The sequence below is a fragment of the Erwinia sp. AnSW2-5 genome (assembly GCF_045107195.1).
In the GTDB taxonomy this organism is placed as follows: domain Bacteria; phylum Pseudomonadota; class Gammaproteobacteria; order Enterobacterales; family Enterobacteriaceae; genus Erwinia.
Map to the genome: position 1 here is coordinate 1 of NZ_JBJGXA010000035.1, position 16,218 is coordinate 16,218.

16 protein-coding genes are annotated in these 16,218 nt (G+C 53.8%); 7 read left to right on the forward strand and 9 right to left on the reverse strand.

From position 1 onward, the window contains the following. Together ACFL9S_RS20345 and ACFL9S_RS20350 are read left to right on the forward strand one after the other, a co-directional pair. A partial coding sequence (locus ACFL9S_RS20345; RefSeq protein WP_405263663.1) for a transposase occupies window positions 1-324 on the forward strand: 324 nt, incomplete at its 5' end. A 55-nt stretch (window positions 325-379) separates the two neighbouring features. Beyond that, window positions 380-994: an ABC transporter ATP-binding protein gene (locus ACFL9S_RS20350; RefSeq protein WP_405263664.1), complete on the forward strand. Its 615-nt coding sequence runs from the start codon at window positions 380-382 to the stop codon at window positions 992-994. An 85-nt stretch (window positions 995-1,079) separates the two neighbouring features. Here ACFL9S_RS20350 and ACFL9S_RS20355 read toward each other — a convergent pair whose 3' ends face one another. The 4 genes from ACFL9S_RS20355 to ACFL9S_RS20370 form a co-directional block, all read right to left on the reverse strand. Next, complete coding sequence (locus ACFL9S_RS20355) at window positions 1,080-2,276, reverse strand: HNH endonuclease (protein ID WP_405263665.1); 1,197 nt, start codon at window positions 2,274-2,276, stop codon at window positions 1,080-1,082. Between the two features lie 253 nt (window positions 2,277-2,529). After that, window positions 2,530-2,949 (reverse strand): bleomycin resistance protein, encoded by a 420-nt coding sequence (locus tag ACFL9S_RS20360; RefSeq protein WP_405263666.1) that lies wholly within the window; start codon window positions 2,947-2,949, stop codon window positions 2,530-2,532. Window positions 2,950-3,185: 236 nt separating this feature from the next. Beyond that, complete coding sequence (locus tag ACFL9S_RS20365; RefSeq protein WP_405263667.1) at window positions 3,186-4,643, reverse strand: AMP nucleosidase; 1,458 nt, start codon at window positions 4,641-4,643, stop codon at window positions 3,186-3,188. A gap of 151 nt (window positions 4,644-4,794) precedes the next feature. Then, window positions 4,795-5,985, reverse strand: coding sequence for a LacI family DNA-binding transcriptional regulator (locus ACFL9S_RS20370; RefSeq protein ID WP_405263668.1), 1,191 nt, complete (start codon window positions 5,983-5,985; stop codon window positions 4,795-4,797). Window positions 5,986-6,272: 287 nt separating this feature from the next. Between ACFL9S_RS20370 and ACFL9S_RS20375 the strand changes: the two genes are divergently transcribed. The 4 genes from ACFL9S_RS20375 to ACFL9S_RS20390 all read left to right on the forward strand — a co-directional run bounded on the left by ACFL9S_RS20375 (window position 6,273) and on the right by ACFL9S_RS20390 (window position 9,414). Further along, entirely contained in the window at window positions 6,273-6,716 is a 444-nt protein-coding gene (locus ACFL9S_RS20375; RefSeq protein ID WP_159337000.1) for a PTS sugar transporter subunit IIA, read from the forward strand. Between the two features lie 18 nt (window positions 6,717-6,734). Continuing rightward, window positions 6,735-7,022 (forward strand): PTS sugar transporter subunit IIB, encoded by a 288-nt coding sequence (locus tag ACFL9S_RS20380; protein WP_405263669.1) that lies wholly within the window; start codon window positions 6,735-6,737, stop codon window positions 7,020-7,022. Window positions 7,023-7,033: 11 nt separating this feature from the next. After that, window positions 7,034-8,293, forward strand: a complete 1,260-nt coding sequence (locus ACFL9S_RS20385; RefSeq protein ID WP_405263670.1) for a PTS ascorbate transporter subunit IIC — start codon at window positions 7,034-7,036, stop codon at window positions 8,291-8,293. Window positions 8,294-8,508: 215 nt separating this feature from the next. Continuing rightward, complete coding sequence (locus ACFL9S_RS20390; protein WP_405263671.1) at window positions 8,509-9,414, forward strand: LysR family transcriptional regulator; 906 nt, start codon at window positions 8,509-8,511, stop codon at window positions 9,412-9,414. A 56-nt stretch (window positions 9,415-9,470) separates the two neighbouring features. On the opposite strand, the gene aroD is transcribed toward ACFL9S_RS20390, so the two are convergent. The 5 genes from aroD to ACFL9S_RS20415 form a co-directional block, all read right to left on the reverse strand. Next, window positions 9,471-10,229, reverse strand: coding sequence for a type I 3-dehydroquinate dehydratase (gene aroD / locus ACFL9S_RS20395; RefSeq protein ID WP_405263672.1), 759 nt, complete (start codon window positions 10,227-10,229; stop codon window positions 9,471-9,473). A 26-nt stretch (window positions 10,230-10,255) separates the two neighbouring features. Next, window positions 10,256-11,476, reverse strand: a complete 1,221-nt coding sequence (locus ACFL9S_RS20400; RefSeq protein ID WP_405263673.1) for an MFS transporter — start codon at window positions 11,474-11,476, stop codon at window positions 10,256-10,258. 12 nt (window positions 11,477-11,488) lie between these two features. Then, window positions 11,489-12,352: a shikimate dehydrogenase gene (locus tag ACFL9S_RS20405; protein WP_405263674.1), complete on the reverse strand. Its 864-nt coding sequence runs from the start codon at window positions 12,350-12,352 to the stop codon at window positions 11,489-11,491. 62 nt (window positions 12,353-12,414) lie between these two features. Further along, a complete protein-coding gene (locus tag ACFL9S_RS20410; RefSeq protein ID WP_405263675.1) occupies window positions 12,415-14,412 on the reverse strand; it encodes an FAD-dependent oxidoreductase in 1,998 nt (665 codons plus the stop codon). Between the two features lie 343 nt (window positions 14,413-14,755). Then, window positions 14,756-15,112, reverse strand: a complete 357-nt coding sequence (locus ACFL9S_RS20415) for a DUF1870 family protein (protein ID WP_405263676.1) — start codon at window positions 15,110-15,112, stop codon at window positions 14,756-14,758. Between the two features lie 810 nt (window positions 15,113-15,922). Between ACFL9S_RS20415 and ACFL9S_RS20420 the strand changes: the two genes are divergently transcribed. Continuing rightward, window positions 15,923-16,218, forward strand: a 296-nt coding sequence (locus ACFL9S_RS20420; protein WP_405263476.1) for a contractile injection system protein, VgrG/Pvc8 family, incomplete at its 3' end; no start/stop codon positions are given.

Sequence of the window (16,218 nt, forward strand, 5' to 3'; positions counted from 1 at the left end):
GAAACCGGAAATCTCAAAAAGTGTGTGGAACTAAAGCTGGGATACTTACATGTGCACTGGGAGAATCTGAATACGTTCTTCGGTTACCCGCCGGATATCCGCAAAGCGATCTACACGACGAATGCTATCGAGTCGCTGAACAGCGTGATCCGCCAGGCAATCAAGAAACGTAAGGCATTTCCGACGGATGACTCGGTGCGTAAAGTGATTTACCTTGCGATCCAGTCGGCGTCGAAAAAATGGAGCATGCCGATCCAGAACTGGCGGCTGGCGATGAGTCGTTTTATTATCGAGTTCGGCGACCGCATTGACGGTCACCTTTAATTAATCGGGTGGCAGTTACACAGAATGATTTACAGGGTAGGAGTAAGAACTCCTGATGCGTCTTCCTGAGCAACAGCTTCAAGATTTTATTTGTCTGTCGGGCATAACCCAGGTTTACCCGACAGGCACTTCATCACAGGTTGTGCTGCAAAACCTTTCGTTATCCATCCCGGTGGGACAGAGTTGTTCCATTACCGGACCATCAGGGTCCGGTAAAAGTACGCTTTTGAACATTATCGGTTTACTGGATAAACCATCATCAGGCAAGGTCCTACTTGCCGGGGACGACGTCTCCACCGCCTCAGATGATGTGCGGGCAAGAGTTCGTAATCAGATTATTGGTTTTGTCTTTCAGGGGTTCAATCTGTTATCTCGTCTAAACGCACTGGATAATGTCGCATTGCCACTGCTCTACAGAGGACTGTCAAAATCCATTGCCCGGGAGCAGGCTCAGCTACAACTCAATCGGGTGGGACTGGCTGAGAGACTTTATTATCGTCCTGCTGATTTATCGGGGGGGCAGCGCCAGCGTGTTGCTATTGCCCGCGCTCTGGTTGGCAAGCCGGCACTGTTGCTTGCCGATGAACCGACCGGAAATCTCGATCAAGACACAGCCGATGAGATCGTAGCGTTGCTCGGACATTACGAGCTAGATCATCTATATAGATAAAATACACTCACCATCCTGTGCGTTGGAAAATACTACCTAGTAGTTACCGAACCTGCACGTCTTTTCGCGTAATTCCGGTTTACTGCTACATTGATAGCCTGAAGTCTTCAATTTTCTGCCCCAATATTTCTTCAGGCTGGCGACCATCTGACTTGGCAACTAGCATCGCTTTAACATCTTCGTCATCCAGCACCAAGATCATTTTTTTATGAACTAGCCATTGTTCTCTCAACGTATGTTCACAACCTAATGCGTCGCCACCCTTGCGAGATATGATTAACCCAAAGAGACCAGCTCCATGTGGTTTCAAGTAGTTCGCGATTTGCAAGATCTCAGACTTTTTGACTTTTCTTGAGTAGTTTTTTGCATCAATCACAATGTAATCAGCTTCATACTTTAGTCGCAAGAAAGACCAGAATCCCTTATCAGTATAGTTTGGCATGATGAAGTCGCGGCGATTGGCTTTCAACTTGTCAGATAGCTCTGGAATTGGCTTCCCAAGAGGGGGCGTGAACAAATGTTCAAGAATATCTCCAACGAGGTTCTGATACAAATAGCAGTCGTTCTTCCCTGGAATACAGGAAGATAAAGAATTAATTAACTCTTGCTCGCGAGTAATATTTTTTGTTGGACGAGTGATCCGTGCAAGAAATAATGCCCTATAATAGCTTGGAGATGCAGTCTCTATTTGTTTAGAAAAATTGTTTGCAATGTATTTAATATCCCACGCTTCAATGTCCGCCGCATTCAGAGCCGACAAGTCAGTTGCTCTCAAGGTTGCTGGAATAGCGAGGACCATCCTGCCATTACCGTAACTGGATTTGTATTTTTCCAATTGTTCAATAACATTATGAATATGGCCGGAAGTTAGTGCTAAATAGGTCTTGCACTCGATTAGCAAAACTTCCTTTGTATCATTTAACCGTCGGTTTACTAGAAGATCAGCCCTATAACGAATTTCGCGACCTAACAGTATATCCTGTTGTATGTCACTGAAGTTAGGATGATTTTTCAATAGCTCAGTGAGAAAACTGACAAATTCATATTCACGTGGCTGGCGATCAAATGTTCGGTGACAATTTGGGCAAAGAATTGTCAAATTGTCTTCAGATGATTCACCACCTGCATAGGTGGGAACAAGATGAGCAAGCTCAAGTGGAACCACATCATCTTTAACACCACAGGCAGCGCAAGCATGATCGTATTTCTCAAGCAATTTACGTCGGATCGCTACAGGAACTCCGCGATTTCGTTTTAATCTTGATACATTCTCGATGCTCATTAAGGATCTCGCCTTGTAGCCTTAAAAGTGTTTATGTGGACATCGCCCTTACTCAGATGGCCATTATTTCACTCGTTCGACAAGTCTTTCAATCCTTAGTCATGATTTTTCCGTTGACCCGCTCCCAGTTGGTTGGCACACGGCTTTGCTAGCAACATTTATGGCGATTCAATTACGAACGTCCGCTTTTCGCTCAAAGCAGACCTTCAGTTCAGTCAGAAGGTCTGTTGAGTGAGGAGCGGACATTGGCACTTCATTCAATGTACTGGCTGAAGCGTAAGAGGTAGCCATCTGGATCCTGTACGAGAAACTCCCTTTGGCGGGCCGTAGTTTCTCCGATGTTATAGTGATTGTCGCGTAGTTCCCTGTACAACTTGAAGCCATTTGCTCGGACACGAGCAAGCACCGACTCGATATCTTCTACTTCTATCTGAAAATTAATGCCGCGACCCAGCGGTCTGACGAGTTCAGCCGTATTCCATCCTTCCGGATTATATTTCTCCAGCATCAGTTGTGCCTCGCCGAGACTGACGTAGGCAAAATCGGGCTCCTTACGCCTTATCATGATGTTGAAACCAAGCACGTCAACATAGAAGTGCAGGGAGACAGAAAAATCCATTACTGTCAGTTCGGGAACCATGCGATTCCAGTAGGGTGCTTTCAGCTCAGTCATTGCTCAACTCCATTTTTAACTGACGTAGCATATATCAGATGGCTTGAAGAAGGTTCAAGTCCATGAACTCAGCGACTCAATTGTCAGATGCATTGTATTGATGTCAGCTATTCGCTCTAGGCCGCCATCATTCCACTAACCCCCACACCAAAAAAATGCCATCCCTCAACGAGATAGCATTCTAAATTCATCCAAGCCGCGCTTACCTCACAACCAGAAGTGATTTTTACCCCATCCTACCTAAACGGCGGCTCATTAAACGTCCGTAGCTTACGCGAGTGCAGGCGGTCGCCCTCGGCGCGCAGCAGGTCGATGGCGCGAATGCCAATCTGCAAATGCTCGGAAATCGCTCCTTCATAGAAGCGGTTCGCCTGGCCCGGCAGTTTAATCTCGCCGTGCAGCGGCTTATCGGAAACGCACAGCAGGGTGCCGTAAGGTACGCGAAAGCGGTAACCCTGGGCGGCGATGGTGGCGCTTTCCATATCGACGGCGACGGCGCGGCTGAGGTTGAAGCGCAGCGCGGAAGCGGAGTAACGCAGCTCCCAGTTACGGTCGTCGGTGGTGACGACGGTGCCGGTGCGCAGGCGCTCTTTCACCGCTTCGCCCGGCATCCCGCTCACCAGCTTGGTGGCGTCATACAGCGCGCGCTGCACTTCAGCGATGCTCGGGATCGGGATATCCGGCGGCAGCACGGCATCCAGCACATGGTCATCACGCAGATAGGCGTGCGCCAGCACGTAGTCGCCAATGGTCTGGCTTTCACGCAGGCCGCCGCAGTGGCCGATCATCAGCCAGGCATGAGGGCGCAGCACGGCGAGGTGGTCGCAGATGGTTTTGGCATTGGACGGGCCAACGCCGATATTCACCAGCGTGATGCCCTGGCCGTCTTTGGCAATCAGGTGCCAGGCGGGCATCTGGTGCTTCTTCCAAGCAAGATCAGACACCAGCTGTTCCGGGTGCGGCGTGTCGTGGGTGATGGTGGTGCCGCCCGCGCAGGAGAGCGCCAGATACGGCGACGTCGGGTCGGCAATCTGCGCGCAGGCCCACAGCACAAACTCATCCACGTAACGCGTGTAGTTGGTGAACAGCACGTAGGGCTGGAAATCTTCCACTGGCGTGCCGGTGTAGTGGCGCAGGCGGGCCAGCGAGAAGTCGGTGCGCAGGGCATCGAAGTGCGACAGCGGGAAGGTCTCCCCCGGCAGCAGCAGTCCGTCGGCATTCTCATCGCCAATCTGCGACAGCTCGGTGGTCGGGAAGTGCTGGGCAATCCCGGCGCTCATGCTGCGGTCCAGCGCCAGGCTGGAGCCGTCAATCACATAGGGAAAGGGGATCTCCTGCTGCGAGGGCAGCACGTCGATCTGCACCTGATACTCCTGGGTCAGCAGCGCCAGCTGTTCGCTAAGATAGTGGCGCAGCAGGGCCGGGCGGGTAATGGTGGTGGTGTAACTGCCTGCGCGGGTAAAGCGGCCAAAGGCGCGGGTCAGGCGCTGTGATGGGGCCACGCCGTCCCAGGTGACGCGCAGCTGCGGATAAACAAACAGGCCAGCCGCGCGCTGTGTGGCATCGGGCAGGCTGCCGTCCGCGATAAACGCGGTGATGGCATCGCGCAGGGCATCGACCGCCGCGTTGTAATGGTTTTCGAGGCTGTCGAGCGCTTCGGTGACGGTCAGGGATCGCGCTACGGGATAAGTCATGGTCTCTCCTTGCATCGTTTAATTTATACCCGTCATACTTCAAGCTGCCTCTTTGTTGGCTACGTTCACTCACCCGAATCACTTACCTGTGTAAGCTCATCGGGATCCGCTCTCTTGCCGCCTCAACGCACCTCGAATTATTTAGGGTATGTTAGCTGCTGGCACCGGCTTCCAGGCTGAATCTCACCTGTTCTTCCTGCGGCTGCGGAGCATTGTCCAGCATCGCCATCAGCTGCTGGCCCACCTGCTGGCCCAGCTTTTCGTAATTCAGTCGCATTGAGGTCAGCGCCGGGAAAGTGTGGTCGCAGTTGGCCGAGCCATCAAGGCAGGCCACCGCCATATCATAAGGCACCTTCAGCAGTCGCCGCTGACACTCAGACAGTACACCAAAAGCAATCTCTTCATGGCTACAGATAATCGCGTCCAGGTCCGGCTGGTTTTGTAGCAGCTGCCCCAGCGCATAGCGACCAAACGCCAGGCTTGGCGCATCCGGGACGGTGATCATCAGGTCGGCGTTCTGATAGTGCATCAGCATCGCTTTATGCCAGCCGTTGAGCTGCTGTTTGTGCAGGCGGTTATCCGTCTGCGCGCCAATAAAGCCAATGCGGCGATAGCCTTTATCCAGCAGGTGCGCCGTCAGCCGTTCGGCGGCATCGTTTATCGCGATATCAAGGGTGATATCGGCAGAGAAACGCTCCGCGCCGCAGACGTTAACCGTCACCAGTTCGGCGGATTCAATCAGGTCGCAGGTCTTTTTGGAGAGCTGCGCCCCGAACAGCACCAGGGCGGAAGGGCGGTTTTGCAGCAGCTTTTCCACCAGCGGCGTTTCACCGTACTGATGATATTCATGGCAGGCCATAATCAGCTGGAACGGCTGTTTACTCAGGGTTTGTTGCAGTGCCTGAACAAAGCGGGTGCTGGCGCGGTCATGCTGAAAGGGATAGAGCACGGCCACGGTATGTAACTGGGATGAGGCCAGGGTTCCGGCAGCCTGATTGGGCACGTAGCCGAGGGCGGCCACCGCCTGCTGGATCTTGATCAGCGAAGCTTCCGACACCTGGCTCGGATCGCGCAGGGCGCGCGACACCGTCATCGGGCCGATCCCCGCGTGGCGGGCGACATCCTGTAATGTCACGCGCTTGCCGCTCTGGGTGGCCAGTTCGCTGGCGTCCTGATTGCCTTCATAGCCGAGTGCGCGGGCGGCCTGTTCCACTTTACTGCGGATGTTGTCAGACACCAGTTCAGGTGTACGCATCACGCGTGACACGGTCATCGCTCCCACGCCGACGTAATCGGCAACATCCTGTAGCGTCACCCGGCCACTACTGCGACGTTTGCGCATCCTGACTTCTCCTTCTTTGCTGGTTCCGACTATGCCGGGCGAGGCGTGCCTCGCCCCTACAAAAGTGTATGTGAGAAACGAAACGTAGGGGTCAGGCATGCCTGACCCATTCTCACCGCCAGTGTGCCGTTGCCGACGTTTGGCAACAAATTATTCTCCGGCTGATGATAAGCCGATCACAATTAATGATAGTTATAACAGTTAGCGTTATCTTTTTAGATGTTCGTCACATTATTCAGATGTGTCTCACACTACTCTGCTCGGGCGATTAGAGAGAGGTGACACACATGCTTAAAGAATTACTGACAGCCGACGTTGTTCAGATTATCCCTGCCTGCGCTGACTGGCGTGAGGCTGTCTCACTTTCCTGCCAGCCGCTGCGCGATAACGGCACCATTGAAGCCCGCTATGTCGAGGCTATCTACCGCTCACACGAGGCGATTGGTCCATATTACGTGGTTGGCCCCGGTATCGCTATGCCTCATGCACGTCCTGAAGACGGTGCTAACAAAATGGGCGTCAGCCTGACGGTGGTGCGCGAGGGCGTTAACTTCGATTCCGAAGGGAATGACCCGGTGCATCTGCTGATTGTGCTGGCGGCGACGGACAGTAACAGCCATATCGGCATTATTACCGCGCTCGCCCATCTGTTTGATACCCCGGAAGATACGGCATCGCTGATTGCGGCGACCGAGGTTGAACAGATTTTATCCATTATTTCACGCTATTAATTCTCCAGAGGAAAAAAAATGAAAATCACCGTGGTATGTGGCAACGGTCTTGGTACCAGCCTGATGATGGAAATGAGCATTAAAACAATCGTTAAAGACCTGGGCGTGAATGCGGAAGTCGACCATGTTGACCTCGGTTCAGCCAAAGGCACCGCCAGCGATATCTTCGTGGGCACCTCCGATATTGCCGAGCAGCTGGTGGCTCAGCAGGTGGGCGGTAAGATTGTCTCCCTGAAAAACATGGTAGACAAAGTGGCGATGAAAGAGCGTATCTCTGAAGCTCTGACTGAACTCGGCGCGTTATAAGGGAGCCAAAAATGGAATTTTTCCGTTTTTTAATGAGTGATGTGTTGTCCGAGCCGTCCATTCTGGTGGGGCTGATTGCACTGATCGGCCTGGTTGCACAGAAAAAACCGGCCACAGAAGTGATTAAAGGCACAGTGAAAACCGTGATGGGCTTCCTGATCCTCGGCGCGGGTGCCGGGCTGATCGTCTCTTCACTGGGCGACTTTGCGGCCATCTTCCATCACGCCTTCGGGATTCCGGGCGTGGTGCCGAACAACGAAGCGATTGTTGCCGTGGCGCAGAAAAGCTTTGGCACTGAAATGGCGATGATTATGTTCTTCGCGATGGTGATCAACATTGCGATTGCCCGTTTCACGCCGTGGAAATACATCTTCCTGACCGGTCACCACACGCTGTTTATGTCGATGATGGTCGCGGTGATCCTCGCGACCGCAGGCATGAAAGGCGCCAGCCTGATTGCGGTCGGTTCGCTGGTGGTCGGCGTGTCGATGGTGTTCTTCCCGGCGATTATCCACCCGTATATGAAGAAGGTGACGGGTTCGGACGATGTGGCATTTGGTCACTTCTCGGCAATTTCTCAGTTACTGTCTGCCTGGATCGGCAGCAAGTTCGGTAACAAAGAGAAATCCACCGAAGATATGGAAGTGCCGAAAAGCCTGCTGTTCCTGCGTGATACGCCGGTAGCGATTGCCTTTACCATGTTCTTCATCTTTATCTTCACCTGCCTGGTGGCGGGGCCATCAACGGTGAAAGAGATGAACGCGGGTGGTAAAAACTGGTTTATGTTCTCGCTGATGCAGTCCATTACCTTTGCAGCCGGGGTGTATATCGTGCTGCAGGGTGTGCGCATGGTGATTGCGGAAATCGTTCCGGCGTTTAAAGGCATCTCCGACAAGCTGGTGCCGAACGCGAAACCGGCCCTCGACTGCCCGGTGGTGTTCCCGTATGCGCCTAATGCGGTGCTGGTCGGCTTCCTCAGCAGCTTTGTTGCCGGGGTGCTGGGCATGTTCCTGCTGTATGCGCTGAATATGACGGTGATTATTCCGGGCGTAGTGCCGCACTTCTTCGTCGGTGCTGCTGCCGGGGTGTTTGGTAATGCTACCGGTGGGCGCCGTGGTGCTATCCTGGGGGCCTTCACCAACGGCCTGCTGATCACCTTTATTCCGGTGTTCCTGCTGCCGGTACTGGGCAGCATCGGTCTGGCGAACACCACCTTCAGTGACTCTGACTTCGGTGCTGTCGGCATCCTGTTAGGCCTGATTGTGCGTTAACGTTCTCTGTGCGAAAGCGGGGGCTGGCGAAATTGTCGTCAGTCCCTGTTTATTTTTAGCGTGACCTGTACATCCCCCGCAATCTTCCATGACGCGCATCAAGTTCACTCCTCTCCCCCGATATTAGAATTATCCCAGTCAACATTCCGTTAATAACAGGGATTGCGTCAGGGATGACTTTTTATTTACCGGGAACATCACCGTGAGTCAGCATTATGAACCTGAAGCAACTCTACTATTTTAAACGTCTGGCGGAGAAAGAACATTATACTGCTGCCGCCAGCAGTCTGTTTATTACCCAACCTTCACTCAGCCATGCGATTTCTGAACTGGAAAAAGAACTGGGTGTGACGTTATTTGCCAAACAGGGCAGGAATATCCGCATTACCGAAGAGGGCACGCTGTTTCTGCCCTATGTGGAAAAGGCGATTGCCGAGCTGGAGAATGGTCGCGCGGCGCTGCAACGATTAAATGGCAACCAGCAGGAAACCGTTAACCTTGCGTATATCTACACGATGGGGGAACGGGTGGTGCCGCAGCTGATCGAGCGCTTCAGCCAGCAGCCGGAGCAGCCGCCCGCCGATTTCTGTTTCTTTCAGGGCACCAGCAGCGCTATCGTGCAGGAGCTGAAAGCGGACAAGTTCGACCTGGCGATCTGCTCCCATCTTCCCCATGAAAGTGAGATTGAGTTCACCCCGATCATCAGTCAGGAGCTGGTGCTGGTAACGTCGCGCCATCATCCGCTGGCGCAGCGCGAGGCGATGACGATTGATTTACATGAAGCGATGGCGTGGCCGTTTGTGTTCTTTTCTGAAAAAAGCGGATTAAGGCCGTTTATTGACAGGATATTTAGCCAGAAGAACCTGACGCCTAAAATTGCCTGCTACGTTGAGGAAGATACAGCGATGGTGGGATTGGTCAGCATTAATTATGGCATTGCGATTATGCCACGTATTACCACGCTGGATTACTCCGATGTGAAGGTGATGAGTATTACCGATCCGGGTGAGACACGTTATATCTATCTGGCCACCCGTAAAGACCGTCAGTTATCTCCGGTAGCCAAAGCCTTTAAACAGTTTATTATTCAGCACAGCCAGTCTGAACTTAACCTGAAATAAAACACCCAAAATAATAAAGCGGGTAAACCTGATGCCGCAGGTTTACCCGTAAGACATTAATGACTCAGTACGTTAAGCATCTCACGCAGCGGCTGCACCGCAATCTGCCCCGGTGCTGAGGCCTGGCGTGCGGCACCAAAGGTCATCGCCGAACCAAACACTTCCCCGGCCAGACGGCTGATCGCCCCGGTTTTCCCCATCGACATGGTAATCAGCGGGCAGGTTGCATATTCCTCTTTCATGGTGAGGGTGGCATCCAGCAGCACCAGCACATCGTGCGCGGTTTGCGGCATCACGGCGATTTTCGGCAGGTCAGCACCCAGCGTCTGCATCCGGCACAGGCGGGCGATGATTTCCGTTTTCGTCGGCGTTTTATGGAAATCATGATTGCTCATAATCACCTTTACCCCGGCATCATGCGCCTGGTCGATCAGCGCCCGGATGCGTGTTTCATCGTTAAATAACTCCACGTCAATCAGGTCAACCAGCCCGCTGCGGGCAATCACGCTGTTCAGCGTGAAATAGGCCTCATCGCTCATTTCGTGTTCGCCACCTTCTTTTTTGCTGCGGAAGGTAAACAGCAACGGTATCTGCGGCAAAATGGCGCGGATCTGTTGCAGGGCCGCTTTGACGGCGTCCACGTTATCCACGGCTTCATAGTGGTCGACGCGCCACTCAATCACATCTGCCTGTACCTCTGCCAGCTGGCGCGCATCGTCGCTGATGGCGGCCAGCGTGCGGCCGACCAGCGGGACGCAGATCAACGGTTTGCCTGCGCCAAAGGTGATATTTTTTACGTTTACAATAGCGGTCATGATGTTCTCATCTCTGATAGCAGGCATTACGCCTGCACGCGATTAACCTGCAATGATGCGCTGCGCGCAGCCAGCTGGCGATAGCCAATAAACAAGGCGAGGGCAAAACCTGCCGCCGCAATCCCGACGTCAAACCACATGATACTGGCGATGCTGGTTTGCGACAGCTTCGCGGTGATCAGCGGAATGGTGAAGGTGGCCAGGCTGCCAGCGCTGTAGAAAATGCCGGTGGCTTTCCCTTTGGCGTGCGGGAAACTCATCGCCATGATGGTCAGGCCCAGCTGCATAACGCCACCCGCCGCCGAGAAACCAATGACAAAGGCGAAGCCCATTACCACCGCCGGAGTGGGATGCAGGCAAACGCCCAGCAGCGCAACCAGCGAGATAAAGGTGTAGATCATCAGCAGATTCACCGAACTGACGGCTTTTTTCACCAGGGCCGCAGTGACAAAAACGCAGCTCAGGGAACCGACGGTATAGATGCTCAGCAGCTTGATCGCGGAGGCGTAAGGCATCCCCGCCACAAACTGGCCGTACTGCGCCAGCCACTGGCTCACCAGGTAGAACGTCGCCATTGAGATATAGCCATACAGGGTAAAACAGGCGATATCCAGCAGGTTGCTTTTGCTCTGCGGCTGCGTTGCGCTGGCTTGCGCGCTGGTGGGGCTGGCCGGTTTCGCCAGCGCCCGGTGATCCGGGAACGGACGTTTCAGCAGGTAGATCGCATTCACCAGCATAATGGCGGCAGCAATCACAAACGACCAGCCAAACCACAGATCGGCCATGATCACGGCGCTGATAATAAACGGCAGCAGGAACTGGCCGCCGGAGACAAAGGCTTTGATCAGAATATTGGCGGTGCTGGCTGAGTTCGGGAACGACTCCATCAGGGCCGGATAGGTGCCGGAATCGAGGAAGCTGTTCGCCATACCGGCCAGGAAGCCAAAGGCAAAGGCGGTGGTAATACTCTGCGAGCTGAGAATGCCGAAGAAGAAGCCGAGGTAGCAAAGCATACCGAGATAAATAAAGGGCTTACGACCAAATTTATCAGACAGCATGCCGGAGACAAACAGCACCACCAGACGGCCAAATCCCAGCGACGAGATCACCACGGAGACCCCGGCGGCGTTAGTCTGCCACTGTTGTTCCAGGTGGGACATATTGAGGGTCATCAACAGAACCCCCATGCCATGCACCAGATAATTCAGGTACAGCCCGGCGGCGGTGGGAATGTAGGTATTTTTCATAGATGCCTTCACTCAAAACAGGATGTTTTTGATGTAATCGACCGGCATTTCTTTCCCTGTCCAGATCTCGAAGGCCGCCGCCCCTTGCCACAGCATCATGCCTAAGCCATTGACTGTGCGGCACCCTTTTTTCCCGGCCATTTCCAGTAAACGCGTCTGCTGCGGTTTGTACACCACATCAGAAACGATCAGGTCAGGGCGCAGGAAGCTCGCATCCGGCAGCAGGGTAACGCCTTCGAACGGTTTCATGCCGATGCCGGTGGCATTGGTGAACATCCGGCTGTCATCCATTTCATCCCGCAGTTTTTGCGTGTCGGCAATATCGTACAGATTCACCACGCAGTTAGTGTTGTCCTGGATTTTACGCAGCGTGGCCTGCGCGTTGTCCCAGAAGGCATCGCGCTGATTGAAGATAGAAATCTCGCGCACGCCGTCCAGCGCGGCCTGAACGCAGATAGCCGTGGCGGCACCGCCGGCTCCGCACAGCGTCATTTTCTCGCCGATGATATTGATGTTCTCTTCTTTCAGCGCACGCATATAGCCGGTGCCGTCGGTGATATGCCCGGTGAGTACGCCGTTGTCATTGACCACGGTATTCACCGCACCCACCAGTTTTGAGGCCGGAGAGAGGTGGTCAAGATGCTGGCACACGGTGGTTTTGTTTGGCATGGAAACATTAAAACCGCGCAGGTTCAGCGCACGAAAACCGGCGATCACGTCTTTCAGCTCTTTGTTGCCGACATCAAACGCCAGATAAACATAATCCAGCCCCAGATGGGCAAACGCCTCGTTATGCATGGTAGGAGAAAGACTGTGACGGATGGGTGTGGCGATCAGTCCAATCAGTTCGGTGTGACCAGTGATACGTTCAGCCATGATGCTATCCTCATAATGTTAAAAAATTCATTACCGCCGGGCGCAGGGGAGTCTTCACCGCGTCACGCCAGGCAGCCCATATCTTCCAGCGTGGTGAGCACGTCATGCCCTTCGCGGATGCCGTCAATGATGCGGCGTGCCATCACGCTGTCGCCGATGTTCATCAGCCGCACCTGCTCATTGGTCGCCCACTGTTGCAGGGCATCCAGCCCCTGCTGGTTGGCACGCATGCCAAGGCAGACAAAGCCGTAGTCGAACGGCAGGTCGTGCAGGGCATCGCCTTTTTTTACGCTGAAATGGTCGCCATGCACCGCCATCAGCTGGGTCTGCATCCACAGCGCTACCCGGTGCTCGTCCAGCATCGCGAGCATGCTGCTTTTGGTGATCAGATCGAGGTCGCGGCCCGGTGCATCGAGCATCTCGACCAGGCTGACCTGAGCGCCGCGTTTGGCGAAATATTCGCTGACGTCCAGCCCGACCGCGCCGCCGCCCACCACCACCACGCGTTTGCCTGCGGTATCGGTAAAGTGGTCGATGCCGGACAGCAGACCAGTGATGGAGAACACCCGGCTGCCCGGACGGTCGATAAAGTCCATCAGGCCGTTAATCGGTGGCAGCAGCGGGGTCGAGCCGGTGGCATTCACCACCAGATCCGGCTGAAGTGCGGCAATATCCGCCACGCCTGCGCGTTTCCCGGTGATCACTTCAAGGTTGTCGAGGGCGCGCAGGCGGCGTTCCATAAACAGCGGGAAACCGGCAATACGCTGTTTTTCCGGCAGGCGCGCAATATCGCGTGCCAGGCCACCCAGCTGCGGCTGCGCTTCCAGCAGCCAGGTCTGGCAGCCCACTTCGGCTGCGGTGCAGGCCGCTTCCATCCCGGCGGTACCGCCGCCAATCACCACCACCTTGAGCGGATGGCTGATATGGCGTTGCTGATACGCATCGCCGTGCAAAATATCGGGGTTAATGGAACAGCGGATGGGGCGTGAGCGGGCAATGCGGTGGTCGGCGCAGCCAATATTGCAGGAGATGCAGTGACGCATCAGATGTTCCTGGCCGTTCTGGACTTTGTTCACCCATGCCGGTTCGGCGATCAGCCCGCGCCCGATAGCCAGCAGGTCGGCATCACCACTGGCAAGGATATCTTCGGCAATCATGGGGTTACGGATGTTACCGGCGATCACCGTCGGCTTGCCGAAGCGCTGGCGTACATCGCGTGACAGATAGCGCTTCCAGCCGTCGGGCAGGTCCATCTGGTCAATCTGGAATTGCAGGGTATCGTTCAGTGCCGCTGAGACGTTGAGCATATCGACGTTCTGCTGGCAGTGTTCCAGCAGCGCCAGCATCTCTTCCGGGTGGTTACCGCCCTCAACGAAGTCATCCATGCTGAAGCGCAGGCTGATGGGAAAACGCGGGCCGACTTTCTCACGCACCTTATCCACCACCAGGCGCACGATACGCGCCCGGTTCTCGACAGAGCCGCCAAACTCATCGTCTCGCTGGTTGTAGATCGGTGACAGGAACTGGCACAGCAGGTAAGAGTGCCCGGCGTGGATCTCAACGCAGTCGAAGCCTGCCTGACGGGCACGCTGGGCGGCATCGCCAAACTTCTCCACCACCTGATAGATTTCCTCCACGCTCAGGGATCGCGGAATATTGCCGTTTTTCTTTGACGGCTGGGTAGAGGAGGAGACGGGTTGCTGCTGATCCAGACGGGCGGCGTAGGCAGAGGCCCCGGCATGGTTGAGCTGAACCGAGACACAGGCACCGTGCTGATGCAGGCGCTCCGTCAGGCGGAACAGGCCGGGAATATACTGGTCGTTATCAATACGCAGCTGGGTGGTGCCGTTAGTGGCAAAGGGAAAATCGATGCAGACATTTTCAATGGTGATCAGCGCGGTGCCGCCTTTTGCTCTCAGCGCATAATAATCCAGCTGCTGTTCACTGACTTCTCCATTTAACCCGGCAAAATTGGTTCCCATCGGTGGCATAATAATGCGGTTTTTTAAACGCATGCCATTAATGGTAATTGGGGTAAAGAGATGGCGATAACCATTCATAATATCGGCTCCGTTGCGACCTTTGCCGGATAAATAAAACCGGCATGCGGTGAATATCAATAACAATGCTGTTGTTATTAATACTACGGAGCAGGGAGAAGGCTGAATAATGCTTTTTTTTGTGTAATCAATAGAGGTTTTCTATGGGATTAACACAGTGAACTATAGAAACTCAGGATAATTAACATTTGTAACCGGGGTAAAACCCCGGCACGGAATGAAAGAGGGAGAAAGGTTATCAAGTGCGGATAAGGTGTGACTAATCATGTTGCACAATCTGTATTGTGTCTGGCGGTGGAGCCGGGGTGGCATCCATGATTATGCGTGCTGCGTCACGCTTCTCTCAGCAGAGGCGCTCCAGCCCGCGCGAGTAAAGCTCTGCGGCGACGGACTGATAGGTTTTCCATGCCAGCCGATCGCCCCCAGGGCAGGCGCGCTGGAATTCATCGAAGTCAGAGAAATACTTCATGGTGTTATTACCAATGCGTGAGTTGATTTTATCAATAATGGCATTCATATGATGTTGTCGTTGTAGTAATAACGCATCAAAATGATGAATTATTGCCTCGTTGATCGCTTCCTCTCCCGACTCTTTTCGTTGCCATGCGGCTACGTCATTATCCGTGGCAATATAACGGGCGGCTTCTTCAATGCTGAGAAAGAAAATATGGCGCAATGCCTGAAGTTCTAAATGATTCATGAGATTATTTCCTAAGTTAATTTTTCTCACTCTAGCATTAAATATGCAGGGATCAATGTGTGGCTTCCCGTTTTTTGAGAAAAACAGGCAAGGGGCAGCATATGGCTGGGTTCGTTTTGATGGCATGCACGGGTGGGAAAAACGCCGCCCGGTGAGGTGATAGTCTCATATCCCGGACGGACTCTTTTTTAGGTTTTTTAAGCTTTCGCAGCGTACCGGGTGAACGGCGGTCATGTTTGTCCGGGTTCATGATAGTTATTACGGGAACAGTTAATTTTTTTTGATGTCACAGCCCTGTCCATCGCATTTACCCCTGACGTTCTTACCCTGTTCCCCCGTTTTTTTTCGGAAAAAGCTCTCTCCTCTATTCGCGACTAATTTTCGGTAATTTTTGCTGAATATCCAGAAAATTCCTATATTTTTCAGATAAAAACAAAAAACTTTCCTCTTGAGTGGCATAACGATAGTGCTATATATTTGCGCCTGCACACACAGAAAAAGTGTGCCTTTCTCCATTTTTTCGCCTTTTTTTTACAGGGGGAAATATGAGTAATGCTTATTGGAATTTTGCTGTATAGGGCGATGACGCACGCGCCCGATGGCCGCCAGCGATACCCCGGGCGGTCGTGCGTTAAACCGCCGGGCCGGGAGTAATACATGACCATCACTGTCTCTTTCATCGCCGCCGCTGACGGCGGCTGAACACACCATGGAAGCTTCTGGCCTGATGCGCTCCGGCCCCTTATTCAGGGAGCAGCGACGGGCGGTAGCGTGCCTCTCTCCAGGAAGCAGAACAATAAGGACATTATCATGAGCACCAACCCGGTCTCTTTTTTCAGCCACAGCCACCATCTGCTGGCGATACGCGGCTGCACCTCTCAGCCCGACGTGCTGGCCTTTCAGGGCGAGGAGCGCCTGAGCGAGCCATTCCGCTGGCGCATCGAATTTACCAGCGCCGACCACGGCATCACCCGCGAAGCCATGCTGATGAAGCCCGCCTCGCTGACGCTGCAGGCTCCGGTCGCTCAGGCCTGGGGCGTGCGAGTTCAGCAGGCGGTGCGCGTGGTGCAGGGCGTGGTCACTGGCTTTGAGCGCCTCAGCACCTC